At 55.7% G+C, this 15,593-nt stretch carries 13 protein-coding genes; 4 read left to right on the forward strand and 9 right to left on the reverse strand.

What is annotated here, in order from left to right:
• Positions 1-332 precede the first annotated feature (332 nt).
• A complete protein-coding gene (locus tag LAO76_09105; GenBank protein MBZ5491076.1) occupies positions 333-2,264 on the forward strand; it encodes an ABC transporter ATP-binding protein/permease in 1,932 nt (643 codons plus the stop codon).
• Positions 2,265-2,428: 164 nt separating this feature from the next.
• A complete protein-coding gene (locus tag LAO76_09110) occupies positions 2,429-3,031 on the forward strand; it encodes a hypothetical protein (protein ID MBZ5491077.1) in 603 nt (200 codons plus the stop codon).
• A 326-nt stretch (positions 3,032-3,357) separates the two neighbouring features.
• Here LAO76_09110 and sucB read toward each other — a convergent pair whose 3' ends face one another.
• Together sucB and LAO76_09120 are read right to left on the reverse strand one after the other, a co-directional pair.
• Complete coding sequence (sucB, locus tag LAO76_09115) at positions 3,358-5,151, reverse strand: 2-oxoglutarate dehydrogenase, E2 component, dihydrolipoamide succinyltransferase (GenBank protein ID MBZ5491078.1); 1,794 nt, start codon at positions 5,149-5,151, stop codon at positions 3,358-3,360.
• 78 nt (positions 5,152-5,229) lie between these two features.
• A complete protein-coding gene (locus LAO76_09120) occupies positions 5,230-5,610 on the reverse strand; it encodes an EVE domain-containing protein (protein MBZ5491079.1) in 381 nt (126 codons plus the stop codon).
• A gap of 226 nt (positions 5,611-5,836) precedes the next feature.
• Here LAO76_09120 and LAO76_09125 point away from each other — a divergent pair, with 226 nt between their 5' ends.
• Complete coding sequence (locus LAO76_09125; protein ID MBZ5491080.1) at positions 5,837-7,816, forward strand: CocE/NonD family hydrolase; 1,980 nt, start codon at positions 5,837-5,839, stop codon at positions 7,814-7,816.
• A 141-nt stretch (positions 7,817-7,957) separates the two neighbouring features.
• On the opposite strand, the gene LAO76_09130 is transcribed toward LAO76_09125, so the two are convergent.
• The 5 genes from LAO76_09130 to lipB all read right to left on the reverse strand — a co-directional run bounded on the left by LAO76_09130 (position 7,958) and on the right by lipB (position 12,737).
• Positions 7,958-8,932, reverse strand: a complete 975-nt coding sequence (locus LAO76_09130) for an alpha-ketoacid dehydrogenase subunit beta (protein ID MBZ5491081.1) — start codon at positions 8,930-8,932, stop codon at positions 7,958-7,960.
• 244 nt (positions 8,933-9,176) lie between these two features.
• A complete protein-coding gene (locus tag LAO76_09135) occupies positions 9,177-10,490 on the reverse strand; it encodes a thiamine pyrophosphate-dependent dehydrogenase E1 component subunit alpha (GenBank protein ID MBZ5491082.1) in 1,314 nt (437 codons plus the stop codon).
• Positions 10,491-10,554: 64 nt separating this feature from the next.
• The gene (locus LAO76_09140) at positions 10,555-11,274 is read right to left on the reverse strand and encodes a DUF72 domain-containing protein (protein MBZ5491083.1); all 720 of its coding nucleotides are present in this window, start codon (positions 11,272-11,274) and stop codon (positions 10,555-10,557) included.
• Between the two features lie 48 nt (positions 11,275-11,322).
• The gene (locus tag LAO76_09145) at positions 11,323-11,865 is read right to left on the reverse strand and encodes a low affinity iron permease family protein (protein ID MBZ5491084.1); all 543 of its coding nucleotides are present in this window, start codon (positions 11,863-11,865) and stop codon (positions 11,323-11,325) included.
• A 44-nt stretch (positions 11,866-11,909) separates the two neighbouring features.
• Positions 11,910-12,737 carry a lipoyl(octanoyl) transferase LipB gene (lipB, locus tag LAO76_09150; GenBank protein ID MBZ5491085.1) on the reverse strand — a complete coding sequence of 276 codons (828 nt, stop codon included), beginning with the start codon at positions 12,735-12,737 and terminating at the stop codon, positions 11,910-11,912.
• Positions 12,738-12,819: 82 nt separating this feature from the next.
• Between lipB and LAO76_09155 the strand changes: the two genes are divergently transcribed.
• Positions 12,820-13,602 carry a hypothetical protein gene (locus tag LAO76_09155; GenBank protein MBZ5491086.1) on the forward strand — a complete coding sequence of 261 codons (783 nt, stop codon included), beginning with the start codon at positions 12,820-12,822 and terminating at the stop codon, positions 13,600-13,602.
• Between the two features lie 8 nt (positions 13,603-13,610).
• On the opposite strand, the gene LAO76_09160 is transcribed toward LAO76_09155, so the two are convergent.
• Both LAO76_09160 and lpdA read right to left on the reverse strand, forming a co-directional pair.
• Positions 13,611-13,781 carry a YHS domain-containing protein gene (locus LAO76_09160; GenBank protein ID MBZ5491087.1) on the reverse strand — a complete coding sequence of 57 codons (171 nt, stop codon included), beginning with the start codon at positions 13,779-13,781 and terminating at the stop codon, positions 13,611-13,613.
• Between the two features lie 390 nt (positions 13,782-14,171).
• A complete protein-coding gene (gene lpdA / locus LAO76_09165) occupies positions 14,172-15,593 on the reverse strand; it encodes a dihydrolipoyl dehydrogenase (protein MBZ5491088.1) in 1,422 nt (473 codons plus the stop codon).

Here is a 15,593-nt window from a genome sequence, read left to right on the forward strand (position 1 = left end):
GCCTGTTGCATGGTCTTCGCGTGAGTGTAACAGGGTTAAGTCCGCAAAACGGCTCAATATCCTTCGACTCGCTTTGCTCGCTCAGGATTTCGCTTGCGGGCTCCCGCTTCGCTCACGCCCACAAACGGCTCAACTTTCTGCGGCCACACGCTAAGCTGCGGCATCTGATAGTTTTCGGGCCCGGGCGGCCCGAAAGTGGCCGAAGCCGGATGTATAAGTGATTTGCCGCGTAGCTGCGGTTTCGGATCCGGCCAGATGCTTCCAAATATTGGCGACTTTCCCATGGTCTCCGCCAAACGCTCCGCACTTTGCATTTAAAATGGTCTCAACACATGGCGCAGGAAGAAGAGGTACTAGGTAAAGCGTATGACAGCCGCCTGATGAAGCGGCTTCTGGGTTATTTGCGGCCATACAAATGGCAGGTCGTGGTCGCGCTGATATCGATCATCCTTAAGGCCGCCGCGGACGTGCTAGGGCCTTTCCTCACCAAGACCGCCATCGATAAATATCTTTCCTCGACTGCGCATCACAGCATTCTCGATCGTTTTCTCAGTCCGCTTCCGCTGGTCGGCATCGCACAGTTGGGATTTGCCTACTTCGCGCTGCTGCTGATCAGCTTTGGCCTGGAATACACGCAGACTTATCTCATGTTGTGGACCGGCCAGAAGGTCATGTTTGATTTCCGCAGCCAGATCTTTCGCCACCTGCAGCACATGCATATCGGGTTTTATGACAAAAATCCCGTAGGCCGGCTGGTAACGCGCGTCACTACTGATGTGGACGCGCTGAACGAAATGTTTACCTCCGGCGTGGTAGCGATCTTTGAAGATATCTTCGTGCTGGCCGGAATCGTGCTCATCATGCTGGGGATGAACTGGTGGCTCGCGCTCATTACCTTTGCCGTGCTGCCGCTCATCTTCTGGGCGACGATGGTTTTCCGCAACTCCGTGCGCGATTCTTACCGGCGCATCCGCACCGCCATTGCCCGTATCAATGCTTATCTGCAGGAGCACGTCACTGGCATGGTGGTGCTACAGCTTTTCAATCGTGAAAAGCGCGCCTACCGCAGCTTTGATAAAGTCAACGCCCAGCACATGGACGCGTATAAAGACGCCATCATGGCCTACGCGCTTTACTATCCGGTGGTGGAAGTCCTTTCCAGCGTAGCCATCGCCATGGTCATCTATTTCGGCGGATTCGGGGTGCTTCGTGGCGCAGTGACCATCGGCGTGCTCACGGCGTTCATGCAGTACGCGCAGCGTTTCTTCCGTCCCATTCAGGACCTGAGCGACAAGTACAACATTCTCCAGAGTGCCATGGCCTCCAGCGAGCGCGTTTTCAAACTGCTGGATACGCCTGTGGAAATCACCTCTCCTGCTCTTCCGCAGAAGGCTGAAGGCGCGGGCCGCATTGAGTTTGATCACGTCTGGTTCGCCTACCGCAAGGTGGAAACTGATGACGGCGATAAGCCTTCTGTCTCTGCAACTTCCAACGGTCATGGCGTAATCGATGGCAACACAGAAGCCAACGCTGAGACTTACGACTGGATCCTGCGCGATGTCTCGTTCACCATCGAACCCGGTGATACCGTGGCCATCGTCGGCCATACCGGCGCGGGCAAGACGACAATCATCTCGCTGCTCATGCGCTTCTATGACATCCAAAAAGGCGCGATCAGGATTGACGGCGTCGATATCCGCCAGATGGACCTGAACGATCTGCGGCGCCGTTTTGGCGTGGTGTTGCAGGACCCATTTCTCTTTACCGGCACCATTGAAAACAATATCCGCCTGGGCACGGCGTGGATCACAGATCAAGACATTGAGATTGCAGCGGAGAATGTAAACGTGGCTGATTTTATTCGCAACTTGCCGGAAGGCTTTAAGGCTCCCGTACTGGAGCGCGGCAGTACCATGAGCACAGGCCAGAAGCAGCTCATTTCTTTCGCCCGCGCTCTGGCGCACAATCCCAGGATTCTGGTGCTGGACGAAGCCACCTCCAGTGTCGATACGGAAACCGAAATCCGCGTGCGTGAAGCCCTTACTCGCATGGTGGAAGGCCGCACCTCGGTCATCATTGCGCATCGGCTCTCCACCATCCAGCGGGCGGACAAGATCATTGTCATGCACAAAGGCCACGTGCGCGAGATCGGCAGCCACCAGGAACTGCTGGGCCAGCGCGGGATCTACTGGAAGCTCTATCAGTTGCAATACAAAGACCAGGAACTGGGCGTGCCGCAATCGCAGGTGGGCGCGGACGACTAAAAACCTGCTGTCATTCCGTTTTCCCAAGCCGATTTATTTCCTTAAGCGGGTCCGTCTTGGAGATGGTAATATGCTGCACCAAAGAACCGCAGTGAAATCCCCCTTCAGATAAACGCAGAATGCATCCACCAACCAACGATGGCATTGCAAGACTTATGTTCCAAATGAAACGCATATTTCGTGGAATTGCAATTTATCTCGCGCTGCTTCTGTTGGCGCCATGCTCATCAATCGCAGCGGCGCAGCCGCTCCACCATGCGCAAAGTCCGGAAAGATTGCAGGCGGCCTTTAATAGCCTCAAAGCCGCTCCAACCAACCGGTCAGCACAGCACCGTTTCTTGAAGGCATTTCCCCGGACTTATAAAAAGTTTCAGGCGTATTTCGGCGTCGGCGGGGCGCTGGCGGATGGGAATGAGTGCGATTATATTTTTGCGCTGTCTGCGTTACAGGGCCATCATGTAGCGGAGGTCGGCAGCCTGCTGGTCCGGTTGAGCAAAGACGCGGAATCCCAGGGCAACGCTCCCGGCTGCCTGCAAAATGTAATGGCGAATTACGGCAGCCATTTCACCAGGTCATTTGCCGTCTTTCTTCACCAGCTTTCACCGCAGGAGCGCGGGCAATTGATCGACTTCCTGGCTGAACTGGAATCGGCAAACTATCCTGAGTACCAGGGCATTATCCAAAACCTGAAAGGCCTGAATGAACCCGAACTGGCTAAAGAGTTTCAACAGGCGCAGACAGAACGCTCCAGGCGATCTCGCAGGTGACCAGCTCTTAGTATTTTGCGTTGAGGCAACATAAAGGCCTGGCGCGGACGACTAGCTTTGCTAACGTAGGCGCCGGTTCCATTCCCAACGCCTTACTAAAACGTCAGCAAAGTTTACTTCTGTTTGGCTCACGATCACACCAGAGCTGCTAACTTCAGTGCTTGGGAGCTCTAGCTGAAGGGGCAGGACCTACGTCCTACCCAATGTCCTCGTTAAAGTTCTCCAGGTACTCGCGCACGGCCACCATGAATTTGAGCCGATTTGCAGGCGTGAGCGAAGCGGGAGCCTGCAGGCGAAATCCTGAGAGCTTAGCGCGAAGGATCTCTCTACCCTATATCCTCATTAAAGCCCTCTAAATACTCTCTTATTGCCACCATGAATTGGTCGGCGTCCGCGCCATCGATGATGCGATGATCGTAACCCACGGAGAGACGGATGATGTGCCGAACGGCAATTGAATCGTTGCCGTCTTCATCGGTCACAACCACCGGCTCCTTGAAGATGCCGCCCATGCCCAGGATCGCTACCTGCGGCTGCAGGATGATGGGCAATCCGAACTGCGGCCCATAGATCCCAGGATTGGTAATGGTGATGGTGCCGCCCTGCACGTCGTCCGGCTTTAGTTTCTTGGTGCGTGCGCGCTCGCCCAGATCGACAATAGCGCGTTGCAATCCTACAAAGCTGAGGTTTTCCGCGCCCTTGACCACCGGGACAATCAGCCCCCACTCCAGGGCAACAGCAATGCCGATATTCACGTTCTTGTGATATTGAATGCCATCGCCCACAACCGATGAGTTCATGATCGGCTTTACGCGGATGCCATGCAGCATAGCCTTGGCGATAAACGGCAGGAATGTAAGCTTCACGCCGTTACGCGCTTCCCACGCCTTGCGGTTCTTCTCGCGGAACCGGGCGATGCGCGTCATATCCACCTTGAAAACCGAATGCACGTGGGCGCTGGCGCGCTTGGATTCCACCATGCGCTCGGCAATCTTCTTGCGCATCGGCGTCATGGGGACAACTTCACCGGGAACAGTTTGAATTTGTGGTACAGGAACAGGCTGTGTCTGCGTTTGTTGCTGCGGCTGCTGCTGCTGCTGTGCTTGCTGTTGTTGAGCCTCGGGCTGCTGCGCGGGGCGCGATGGTGGCGGTGTGCTGACCATCTGCGGCCTGCCTCCGCCCTGGCCATGCTGCTGGATAAAGTTTTGGATATCGTTCTTGCTGATCCGTCCGCCCAGACCGGTGCCGGGGACCTGGCTGAGATCAACATTGTTCTCACGCGCCATGCGGCGCACCAGCGGTGACGAGCGCAAACGCTCGCCATCCTGCCCGCGATCGCCTGCAGGGAAGCTGACAACCGGCTGCGGCTGCTGAGCCTGAGGCTGCTGTTGTTGTGCTGGCTGAGCCGGGGCTGCCTGCGGCTTTGCCGGAGCAGCTTGTGCCGGACCGCCCGCTCCGCCGATCACGGCCACCACGCTGTTTACCTGTACGGTGGTGCCTTCCTTGACTTTGATTTCGCGCAGCACGCCGGCGGCAGGCGCGGGAATTTCCGCGTCCACTTTGTCTGTGGAGATTTCAAACAGCGGCTCGTCACGCTGTACCTTGTCGCCAACTTTCTTTAGCCACTTGGTGATGGTTCCTTCAAAAATCGATTCGCCCATCTGCGGCATCACCACATCAACGCCTGCGCCGCCGTTGGCCCCAGCCGGAGCAGAGCCCTTTTCTTCCTGTACCGGAGCTGATTTTTCCGTGGCTGGAGGCTGCTGGGCTGCTGGCGCGCCATCGGCTTGCGGTGCAGCTTTGGACGAAGAAGACTGGGCTGGAGCAGGCTTGGTTTGAGCAGACTGGGCGGGCTGTGGCGGAGTTGCCGCTGCGGCGCTGCCTTCAGCATCAATCACGCCCACCACGGTATTTACCTGCACCGTGGCGCCTTCCTTGACCTTGATCTCTTTCAGCACGCCGGCCGCTGGTGCGGGAATCTCCGCATCAACTTTGTCGGTGGAAATTTCAAACAGGGGTTCATCGCGCTGGACTTTATCGCCCGGTTTCTTCAGCCACTTGGTAATCGTGCCTTCAAAGATCGATTCCCCCATTTGGGGCATTACCACATCAGTTGCCATGAGTTCCTTCCACAGGTGTGTTCACGCTGGTTAGATCAACCCTTGATTATAAATCAGCGAAGCGGCTGCGTGCGGGGGCTAACGGCCGGTGAGCCAGTCATATTGCTCTTTGCTCAGCGGGACGACGGAGAGCCGGCCCTGGCGGACCAGCGCGGAGCTTTCAAACAGTTCACTGGTTTTTATCTCCGCCAGCGTAACGGGATGGGAGATGAGCTTACCGGCTTTGATCCTGACCTTGGGAACCTTGGGATCAGCGGCATCCACCGACTCGACCGTGGCCGTGCCGACTACGCTTTTCTGGTCGCCCGTGTGATAGATCACCAGCTTGTCGCCTTTGCTCATGCCGCGCAGGTTCTTTACCGCCACAGGATTGGTTACGCCGTCCCAGATGGTGGACTGCTCTTTTTGCAGGTCGGCAAAGCCGTAAACGGTGGGTTCGGTTTTGAGCAGATAGTACATTTTTCTTTATCCCGAGCGCAGCTTCTGAAGTCCCGAGCGTAGCGAGGGATCCCTATGACCACTACGCTCTTCAGGCTCAATGAATCGATCAGTGCACTAGTGTAAATCAACTCTGTGCGTTCTGTGCTTCCAAGGCCGGTGGATGGTGGCAGCGATCTTTCGCTCTTCGCTCGAGATTTCAGAAAAGTTTATAATCGCGGTCGCCATGCTACTGAAACGTTTGTCCATGCTACCGTTGTTTGTTGTCGCTTTGTTTGTCCTTTTCTGCAACGTTCCGTCGCAAGCCCAGACGAGGGAGCAGCCACAGAGCGCGCCGAAATATCCCAACTATCCCAGTGAGACGCCGGACAATCTGAAACCGCCGGGCGGTCCCACTTTCGATTATGAGCGCCGCGAGGTAATGATCCCCATGCGCGACGGCGTGAAGTTGTACACGGTGGTCCTGGTGCCGCGCAGCGCCACCAAGGCCAAGCCTGCGCCCATCCTGCTGACGCGCACGCCCTATAGCGCGGACGAGCTTACGAATCGTGCCCACAGTTCACACCTGGGGCCCACGCTTTGGGGATATGACAATGCCACGGAAGTGATTGTGGAAGGCGGCTACATTCGCGTGGTGCAGGACGTGCGCGGCAAATACGGATCTGAAGGCGATTATGTGATGAACCGTCCGCTGCATGGGCCGCTGAATCCAACACCTGTCGATCACTCGACCGACACTTACGACACGATTGACTGGCTGGTCAAGAATGTTCCGGAGTGCAATGGCAAGGTGGGCATTCTGGGAATTTCCTATGACGGATTTCTGCCGCTGATGGCGCTGGTGAACCCGCATCCGGCGCTGAAAGTTTCTGTCCCGATGAACCCCATGGTGGACGGGTGGCGCGGCGACGACTGGTTCCACAATGGCGCGTTTCGCCAACAGAACATGCCTTACATTTACGAGCAGGTGGCTACGCGCAAGAATGACGCTAAGTGGTGGACTGACCATTTTGATGACTATGACTTATATATGCAGTCCGGGTCAGCCGGAGAGCTGGGCAAGTTGCATGGGCTGGAGCAAATCGGCTTCTGGCGCAAAGTGCTGGAACATCCCAGCTATGACGCATTCTGGAAAGACCAGGCCATGGATAGGATTCTGGCCGCGCAGCCGCTGAAAGTGCCTGTAATGCTGGTGGACAGCCTTTGGGACCAGGAAGATATTTACGGCGCCATGGCGGTGTACAAAGCCATTAAGCCCAAAGATAAAGATAACGATAAAGTTTTTCTGGTAATCGGCCCATGGCACCACGGGCAGGAGATTGGCGACGGCAGCACGCTGGGCGCGTTGAAGTTCTCGAGCGATACAGGGCTGTATTTTCGGCGGGAGATCCTGCGCCCATTCCTGGATCATTACCTGAAAGATGACGCGCCGAAAGCTGACGTGCCGCCGGTGTCGGCATTTGAGACCGGAACCAACACGTGGCGCAAGCTCAATGCGTGGCCGTCAGGCTGCGCCAGTGGATGCGCGCCGAAAGCGACGCCGCTCTATTTGAATGCGGGAATGAAGGCGGGATTCTCTGCGCCAAAAGCGGGCGACGCTGCCTATGAAGAATATATTTCCGATCCGGCGAAGCCTGTTCCGTTCCGCGCACGCCCTACAAGACCGGTGGGGTATGACATTGATAAAGGCCTGACTTGGCCGCTGTGGCTCGTCGACGATCAGCGCGAAGCCTCTGGCCGGACTGACGTGCTGGCGTTCACGTCAGAGGTGCTCACCGCGCCGGTAAAAATCAGCGGGCAGCCGGTGGCGAATCTTGTGGCTTCCACCAGCGGCACGGATTCTGACTGGGTGGTGAAGCTGATTGATGTCTATCCCGATGAAGTTGCGGGCCAGGAGCAGATGGGTGGCTATCAATTGGCTGTGTCGATGGACATTTTTCGCGGGCGCTATCGCGAGAGCCTGGAGACACCGAAGCCAATCAAGGCCGATACGCCGTTGGTTTATCGCTTTGAGCTGCCGACAACTAACCACGTCTTTCTGCCCGGACATCGCATCATGGTGCAAGTGCAGTCAAGCTGGTTCCCGCTGTATGACCGCAATCCGCAAACCTTTGTGCCGAATATTTTCTGGGCCAAGCCGGGAGATTATAAGAAAGCCACGCAGCGGATTTACCATCAGCCGGGACAGGCGAGCTTTGTGGAATTGCCAGTGGTGAGCGGGCCATAGGGGTTTTCTGAAATCTCGAGCGGAGCGAGAGATCCCTATAATCGCGATTGATCTGCGGGCAAAATACAAAATAAGGGCAGTCCCTAAACCTATTTTTGCGGGTAGGGACCCCTCGCTCCGCTTCGGGATTTCAGACAAAGCTTAGTACGCGTGCAGCTTCCGCGCCTCTCTCACCACATCCTCCACCTTGGGCAGGAAAAAATGCTCCAGCGGCGGAGAGAACGGCACCGGCGTATCTAACGCCGTAATGCGGACGATGGGGCCGTCCAGATCGTCGAAAGCTTCTTCATTGATGATGGCCGCTAGCTCGCCGGCTAGACCACCGGTCTTTGTGTCTTCGTGAAGAAGAATAACTTTGTTGGTCTTCTTCACGGTCTGCGTGATGGCCTCGCGATCGAGCGGGCAGAGCGTGCGCAGATCAATGATCTCAATCTCGATTCCTTCTTTGGCCAGGATATCAGCGGCCTCTTGCGCGGTGTGGACCATCGCGGCATAGGTAATGATGCTGAGGTCGCGGCCTTCGCGATGCACGCGCGCCTTGCCGATAGGAACAGTGTGGCCGTTCTCTGGCACTTCTTCCTTAATGCGGCGATAGAGAAACTTGTGCTCGAGGAACAGTACGGGATTATTGTCGCGAATGGCAGACTTGATGAGGCCCTTGGCATCACTGGGCGTAGCCGGCGCAACAACTTTCATCCCGGGCGTGTGCACAAAATGCATTTCCGGATTTTGCGAGTGGAACGGGCCGCCGTGCACGCCGCCGCCGCAGGGGCCGCGCAGGACGAGCGGAGCGGGCGCGCCCCAGCGATAATGCGACTTGGCCACCATGTTCACGATCTGATTGAATGCGCATCCAATGAAGTCCATGAACTGGAACTCCGCCACGGGACGCATGCCGGTAAGCGCCGCGCCAAATGCCGCACCCACAATGGCCGACTCGGCGATAGGCGTATCGATCACGCGTTGCGTGCCAAAGTGGTGAACAAAGCCGTCCGTGACTTTGAACGCGCCGCCATAAATGCCAATGTCTTCACCAATGCAGAAGACGGTGGGGTCGGACTCCATCTCTTCCCAGAGTCCCTGCCGTATTGCTTCGAGATATGTTGCTTGGGCCATAAATTAGCACTTAGTAATTAGCAAATAGCAATTAGCAAACCTGTTCACCGCAAAGGGCGCTAAGGCCGCAAAGGAAGAAAACTTTATCGCGGAGAACCCGAGAGACCGCGGCGAATTATCCAAATCTCGAATTTAAAATGCTCTGCTATTTCCTCAGCGTACTCTGCGGTGAGTTCCCGGTTTCCGTTGCGCTCTTTGCGTCCTTTGCGGTTAATGTTTTTGGCAAATTGCCAATGCTAATTGCTTACTTGAAATGTATCGCTGCCTCGCTCTCCTTCAGTTTGCCTTCGCTGCGCCGCGCTTTTTGCGGCATGCCATACTTCGGCTTGATCTCATGGCAGCCGTTGCAAAAGACGCCTTCGGCGGCGGTGTGACCTTCCGGCATCGGAGAGTTCTCGGCAAATTCGCGTTCTGCGTCGATTTCTTTCTCAATCGCGGCAATCATTTCTTTGTCCTGCGCCGGAGTCAGCCATTTTTTCTCCAGAAGATATTTCTGGAAGCGGTCAATACAATCACGCTTGCGCCAGAACTCATGCATCTCTTTGGGGACATATGCCGCGGCGTCGTGGATGGCGTGGCCTTTCATGCGCATCAGCTTGGCCTCGATCAGCGTCGGTCCTTCGCCGCGATGCGCTCGCTCCACTGCCTCATAGGTCGCGTCGTAGACCTGGCAAGCATCAGTGCCGTCAATAATTACGCCGGGCATGCCGTAGCCGATGGCGCGGTTGGCCAAGTCCTTTACGTTGACTTGATATTCCGTGGGCGTGGAGTATGCCCAAAGATTGCTCTCGATGATCAGCACCAATCCGAGCTTGCGCACTGCGGCAAAATTAATGCCTTCATAGCTCACGCCGGTGGATTGTCCGCCATCGCCGATCCAGGTGAGGCAGGCCAGTTCTTTGCCTTGCAGACGCGCGCCGAGAGAAACGCCGGCCATCACCGGCAGCAGATCGCCCAGCATGGAGATGGGTGAGACCATGTGGCGCTTCTCGATGTCGCCATAGTGCGAGGTGCCGTCTTTGCCCTTGGTCGGCGAGCCAGCCTTGGCCATGTATTGCATCATGATGTCGCGCGAGTGGAAACCGCGGACGAGTTGCGCGCCCTGATTGCGGATCATCGGCGCAAACCAGTCGTCGGGACCAAGCGCGTAAGCCGAAGCACAGGAGCAGGCTTCCTGTCCCAGCCCAAAGTAGACGCCGCCGACGACTTTGCTCTGCTTGTAAAGATTTTCCAGGGCCACTTCCATGCGGCGGTTCATCACCATCCAGCGGTAAAGCTCCAGGTGCTGTTCTTTGGTGAGATATTTTGATTCGCGAATCGGTGGCACCGGAGTGTTGAGCTTGCCTTTAATCTCGTAATGGACTTCAGGACCGTCGCTCACTTCGCGGACCTCGAATTCCGGTTGCTCCAGACGCCAGTCAGGGATGCCGTATTGGTTTATGCGGACAGCCGCCGCGGAGCGTCCATGGCCTGCGCCGCCGTTATCACGATTGCCATTGGATGAAGATTTTTTTACGGACATCTTGGCATTCTTGTCAGGTTTAGGTTTCGAAGGCATACGACTCCATTAGTTTAGCACTCGGATGATTGGCTCATAACATCATCGGGGACGTTAAGGATTTCTATGTCCGCGCAGTCAATTCCAGTGCATTGCCCAGGGCCGCGCCAGAGGCAGTGTTATCAAAGATGCACCACGCGGTGGTTGAAAATTGCCGTAGATTTTCCGCCAGCAGGGACATGAACTTTTCAGAATAAGCGGAGTAGTAGCGTCTGGGCGATCCATGAAGACGAAAATAAACCGGCTCCGGCCAGCCCGAGGGTTGCGCGGCTTCCGGCGCCAGGGCTGGATCAGCCGCCACGCGCGCCACATGAAATTCCCGCAATATGGAATCAGGCTCCGCGCCAAACCAGCTCACGTGCCGTGGTTCTAAAACAGCCGGTCCATCATAAAGCCCGCGAAACATGCTGAGGAAAGACAGCGTTGCGGCTTTATCAAATACCAGACTCGGCGGTATCTGCAAAAGCACCGGGCCGCGTTTTTCGCCCAGCGCGCTGGTCTGGAGCAGGAAGCGCACTAACGCTTCCTCGCCTTGAACGCGCAATACGCCTTCGTGCGTGATTGTTCGCGGGGCCTTTACGGCAAACCGAAAGTCTTCTGGAACCGATGCCGCCCATTTGCGGTAGGTTTCCGTTTTATGCTCGCGATAAAAGCAGGAATTGATCTCCGCGCAATTCAATCTACGGCTATAACGAATGAGGTGGGTCCCTTCACTATCAAAATGTCGCGCATGAATTCCCGGGACGTTCCAACCAGCCGTACCGATGTAACGGGTTGCTTTCATGATGAATTCTTTGAAGGGAAGAAGCGCCTACGGCGCAGGAGCGTGGAGTCAGGCGACTGGGGTTTTCTGTTTGGCTGTCGCCGGAGCATTTTGCTTTGCGCCATTATTTGAATTGTGCTTCGCTGAATCATGCTGCGCCACGATTTCAGGCGGCTTGCCTGCGCGGCGGGCTTCACAGGCCTTGCGGATTTTTTCGTAGCGCTTTTCCAGTTCGTCCAGCTCTTCGTCGGAAAGCTTCTGGATATCGATCAGATCGTCGTTTGCCGGATGATGTGAGCGAATGAGCTCGTCCAACTTCAGGTGAAGCGCTTTGGCGTCTCGATTTTGCGTGTTCTGGATGAGAAAGACCACGAGAAACGTAATGATGGTTGTGCCTGTGTTAATGATGAGCTGCCAAGTGTCGGAAAAATGGAAGAACGGCCCGCTTGCAGCCCATAGCACCAGGACAACAACGGCCAGCAGGAACATATAAGGATGTCCGACGATCTGCGCGGTGCCGCTGGCAAAACGGCTGAACCACAAGTTGAGGCCACCGGATTTCCGGACCTGCTGATGGGCCTCAAGGTACGGTTTGCGATGTTCGGCGGGCATAAGCTGTAAGTAGGATGAAAGTTACTGCCACGGAGTTTGTGCACTCAGACGATAAACGTGTCTTTTTTGCCCACCATGCGGCGAATTTCATCTGGTGCGCGGGCCGGCGTGTCCTGATTGGCGGGGGTTGTATCGTACTCAGACATTCCAGGTGAAGAGAGCAGCGCATCCAGAGACTCCAGCCAGAGTGTCTGCGCTTCAAAGACACGGCCGAAGTTGCGCGCCACCTGCTGGGACAGATCATCAAGCGCCGGAACTGTGCGTCCGCGACTAAGCGCGCTTTGCGCCATCTCATGCTCTAAAGAGGTCACGGGCTTGTCTGTTATCCCACATGGGACGATGAGTTTGAAATAGTCGAGATTGGTGTTCACGTTCAGCGCAAAGCCGTGCGAGGTAACCGCGCGTGAAATATGAACGCCGATGGCGGCGACTTTTCCGGGCGGGTCATTCTGCGTCCACACGCCGGTAAGTCCAGCGATGCGTTCGGTGACAACGCCGAGATCGCCGCAGGTGCGGATGAGAACTTCTTCCACCTTTCGCACAAAGTCCACGGCGCCGATGCGCGGCTCAAAAGCGCGCAGATCAAAAATGGGATAACCGACAAGCTGGCCGGGGCCGTGAAAGGTCACGTCACCGCCGCGATCAGTCTCATGCAGTTCAACGCCATTGGTGGACAGGAACTCACGCGATGCGACGATGTTCTGTGCTCCGGCATTACGTCCTAGCGTGATGACCGGGGGATGTTCCAGCAGAAGCAATGTGTGGCTGATCCGTCCTTCTTTCACCAGGCGGACGAGCGTCTGCTGCAGCTCAAGCGCGATGGAGTAATCCACGCGGCCGAGATACAGGACGTTGATGACGCGGAGGGGCATAACTTCATTGTATGGGAGCGGAGCCATAAACTCTCGTGGCGATTCTTGAAGTTTTAACGGAGTTGCTCCATCATGGATCACCATGATCAAGAAAGTCCTGCTCGTTACGCTTGTTTTCGCGGCCTGTGCCGGGTTTTGCCAGCAGCCGTCCGCAACTCCCGATAAAAAGACTGGAAGCGGTGGCATTATCGGTGGAATCATCATCCGCGAACCCGAAGTCGACTTGCCGTCACTACTCCGAGAGACACAGAAGATTGAGACTAGAAATAACAAGATTGGAATGTTCTGGTGGATACCGACCGATTTCTGGGAGATAGGATGGGAAAAACAGGGCCATAGCAGCGAGGAGGCGCGTAAGAAATTCCTTCCACTCAGGAAATACAATCTGTTCCTGATTGCAGCGGGTACAAATGAGACCGGCAATATTAAATGGCGGACGGAAGAGGAGATACGAAAAGCAACTGTGCTGTTCGACTCAAACGGTAACATCTACCGGCCAATCGAAGTAGTCCCGCTGGACATACAGGTCCTGCTTGACACCCTGAAACCCACACTCAAGGCCATGCAGGGTAGCTTTCGTGAGAGTTCGTACCTTCTCTTGTTTCCCACCACAGACCCTGCTGGAACCACCTCTACAAACCCGCTTAAACCCTCAGAGATTTCGATGCAAGTGAGAAACCTGATGGGATCGTCCACGAACATCTACGCGTGGCGATTGCCTCTCTCCTCCCTGAGTCCGCCCAAGTATTGTCCAGTAGGAAAAGAGCAACTTGAACCGAGCTGGAAGTACTGTCCCTGGCACGGCATTAAGCTGCCTGATGAGACAACAGAGCAGCCAGCAGCAACTCCGGCCAACTCCAACTAGCGCTTGGTTTAGGCGATCCGCTCTTCGTCTCCCATGTCGTCCATGTAAACAGCGGGGTCGCTCTCAAACTTGCGCAGGCAGTCAATGGAACAGAAATAGAGCGTTTCACTGTGATAATCGTGGCTCGCAGCCGCATCGGCAATGCTGACTTCCATCTTGCAAACCGGATCGATAGGCATGGCAGGGCCCTCCTGTTGATTTGATACCACAGGAACAGGAAACGTTTCCTGAAAAGCAGCTAGCAATTGGCAAATAGCAATTGGCCCAGCTAAAGCCGTGGATTGGTTCTTTGCGCGGAACGTTGCGACACGGGAAGGAACTGCGATCTGCGGAAAAACTTAGCCGCGAATTGACGCGAATAAACACGATTCAGAAAAAAAAACGATTGCTGCGCCAATTGTTTCGTCGAACGAAAGGCAGGATAGCTCTTGATGATCAACTGGCGATCAATAGCCCATCGATTCGCGAAAAACATCGCCGCGTTCTCCCGGAGAGAATCGTGGCTAAAGGGCTCCCTCGCTGCGCTCGGGATTTCAGAAAAAGCTAACTGCTAATTGCCAATTGCTTTCTTACGCGTTGATCGCCTTGCCTTCCACCGAGCTGAAGGCGTCGAGCATGCCCTCTGAGACTGTGGGATGCGCGTGGATGGTAAACATCATGTCTTCGACCGTGGCTTCCAGTTCCAGCGCAGTTACGGCTTCCGCAACCAGCTCCGTGGCCAGCGGGCCGATGATATGCACGCCCAGAATTTCACCATACTTCGCGTCAGACACAACCTTAATGAAGCCCTCGTGGTTATTGATGATGGTGGCCTTGGAGTTGGCGGTGAACGGAAACTTGCCGACCTTCACCTGATGTCCAGCTTCTTTGGCTTTGGCTTCTGTCAGGCCCACGCTGCCAATCTGCGGCTCACAATAGGTGCAGCCGGGAATGTGGTTTTTGTTAACGGCTTTGGCGGGCTTGCCGGCAATGCGAGTTACGGCGACGATCCCGCACATTGAGCCGACGTGCGCGAGCTGCGGCATGCCGGCAACGATATCGCCAATGGCGTAAATGCCCTTTTCGCCGGTCTCCATCCATTCATTGGTATGAACGAAACCGCGCTCCACTTTGATCCCTGGCGCTTTCTCCAGGCCAATGCCTTCGGTGTTGGGCCCACGGCCCACGGCAACCAGAACCTTTTCCGCTTCCAGCTTCTGCGTGGCTTCACCGTTCGGCGTGAAACTTACGGAGACGCCATTCTTCGTCTTCTCAACTTTTTCTACTTTGGTGTTGACGAAGCAGTTGATGCCTTTCTTCTTGAACGAGCGCAGCAGTTCTTTGCTCACGTCTTCATCTTCCACCGGCACCAGTCGCGGCAGCATTTCGATTACCGTGACTTCCGCGCCGAATGAACGATAGATGGAGGCAAATTCCACGCCAACCGCGCCGGAGCCAATTATCACCATCGATTTGGGAAGGGTCGGCAGGCTGAGCACTTCAATATTGGTGAGAATGCGATCGTCCGCTTGCAGGCCTGGCAGCATGCGCGCATACGAGCCGGTGGCCAGAACGATATTTTTCGCCTGCACCTGACTCGCACCCTTAGCGCCATCCACCTGAACGGTATGGACGCCGTTTTTGGCCGGACCGGTGAGGCGTCCGAAACCGAGCACTCGCTCAACTTTGTTCTTTCGCACGAGGAAATCCAGACCCTTGGTGTGCTTGGCGACGATCTTGTTCTTGCGGTCCTGGATATTTTTCCAGTTGAGCTTGCCCGCGCCCAGGCCGTCAATGCCATATTCTTCAGCGGCCTTCAGGTGGTCATACACTTCAGCATTGAACAGCAGAGCTTTTGTGGGGATGCAGCCAACGTGGAGGCATGTGCCGCCGAGCTTGTCCTCTTTTTCAATCAGGCAGGTCTTCAGTCCAAGCTGGCCGGCGCGGAAAGCGGCTGAGTATCCGCCGGGCCCGCCGCCGATGATGGCAACGTCATAAATGGTATCTGGCAA

Source organism: Terriglobia bacterium, from assembly GCA_020072645.1.
Taxonomy (GTDB): domain Bacteria; phylum Acidobacteriota; class Terriglobia; order Terriglobales; family Acidobacteriaceae; genus Angelobacter.

Excerpts from the sequence above, each read along its gene's own strand:
- LAO76_09105 (MBZ5491076.1), top strand. The coding sequence starts at position 333 with ATGGCGCAGGAAGAAGAGGTACTAGGTAAAGCGTATGACAGCCGCCTG.
- LAO76_09110 (MBZ5491077.1), top strand. The coding sequence starts at position 2,429 with ATGAAACGCATATTTCGTGGAATTGCAATTTATCTCGCGCTGCTTCTG.
- sucB (MBZ5491078.1), bottom strand. The coding sequence starts at position 5,151 with ATGGCAACTGATGTGGTAATGCCCCAAATGGGGGAATCGATCTTTGAA.
- LAO76_09120 (MBZ5491079.1), bottom strand. The coding sequence starts at position 5,610 with ATGTACTATCTGCTCAAAACCGAACCCACCGTTTACGGCTTTGCCGAC.
- LAO76_09125 (MBZ5491080.1), top strand. The coding sequence starts at position 5,837 with ATGCTACCGTTGTTTGTTGTCGCTTTGTTTGTCCTTTTCTGCAACGTT.
- LAO76_09130 (MBZ5491081.1), bottom strand. The coding sequence starts at position 8,932 with ATGGCCCAAGCAACATATCTCGAAGCAATACGGCAGGGACTCTGGGAA.
- LAO76_09135 (MBZ5491082.1), bottom strand. The coding sequence starts at position 10,490 with ATGCCTTCGAAACCTAAACCTGACAAGAATGCCAAGATGTCCGTAAAA.
- LAO76_09140 (MBZ5491083.1), bottom strand. The coding sequence starts at position 11,274 with ATGAAAGCAACCCGTTACATCGGTACGGCTGGTTGGAACGTCCCGGGA.
- LAO76_09145 (MBZ5491084.1), bottom strand. The coding sequence starts at position 11,865 with ATGCCCGCCGAACATCGCAAACCGTACCTTGAGGCCCATCAGCAGGTC.
- lipB (MBZ5491085.1), bottom strand. The coding sequence starts at position 12,737 with ATGCCCCTCCGCGTCATCAACGTCCTGTATCTCGGCCGCGTGGATTAC.
- LAO76_09155 (MBZ5491086.1), top strand. The coding sequence starts at position 12,820 with ATGATCAAGAAAGTCCTGCTCGTTACGCTTGTTTTCGCGGCCTGTGCC.
- LAO76_09160 (MBZ5491087.1), bottom strand. The coding sequence starts at position 13,781 with ATGCCTATCGATCCGGTTTGCAAGATGGAAGTCAGCATTGCCGATGCG.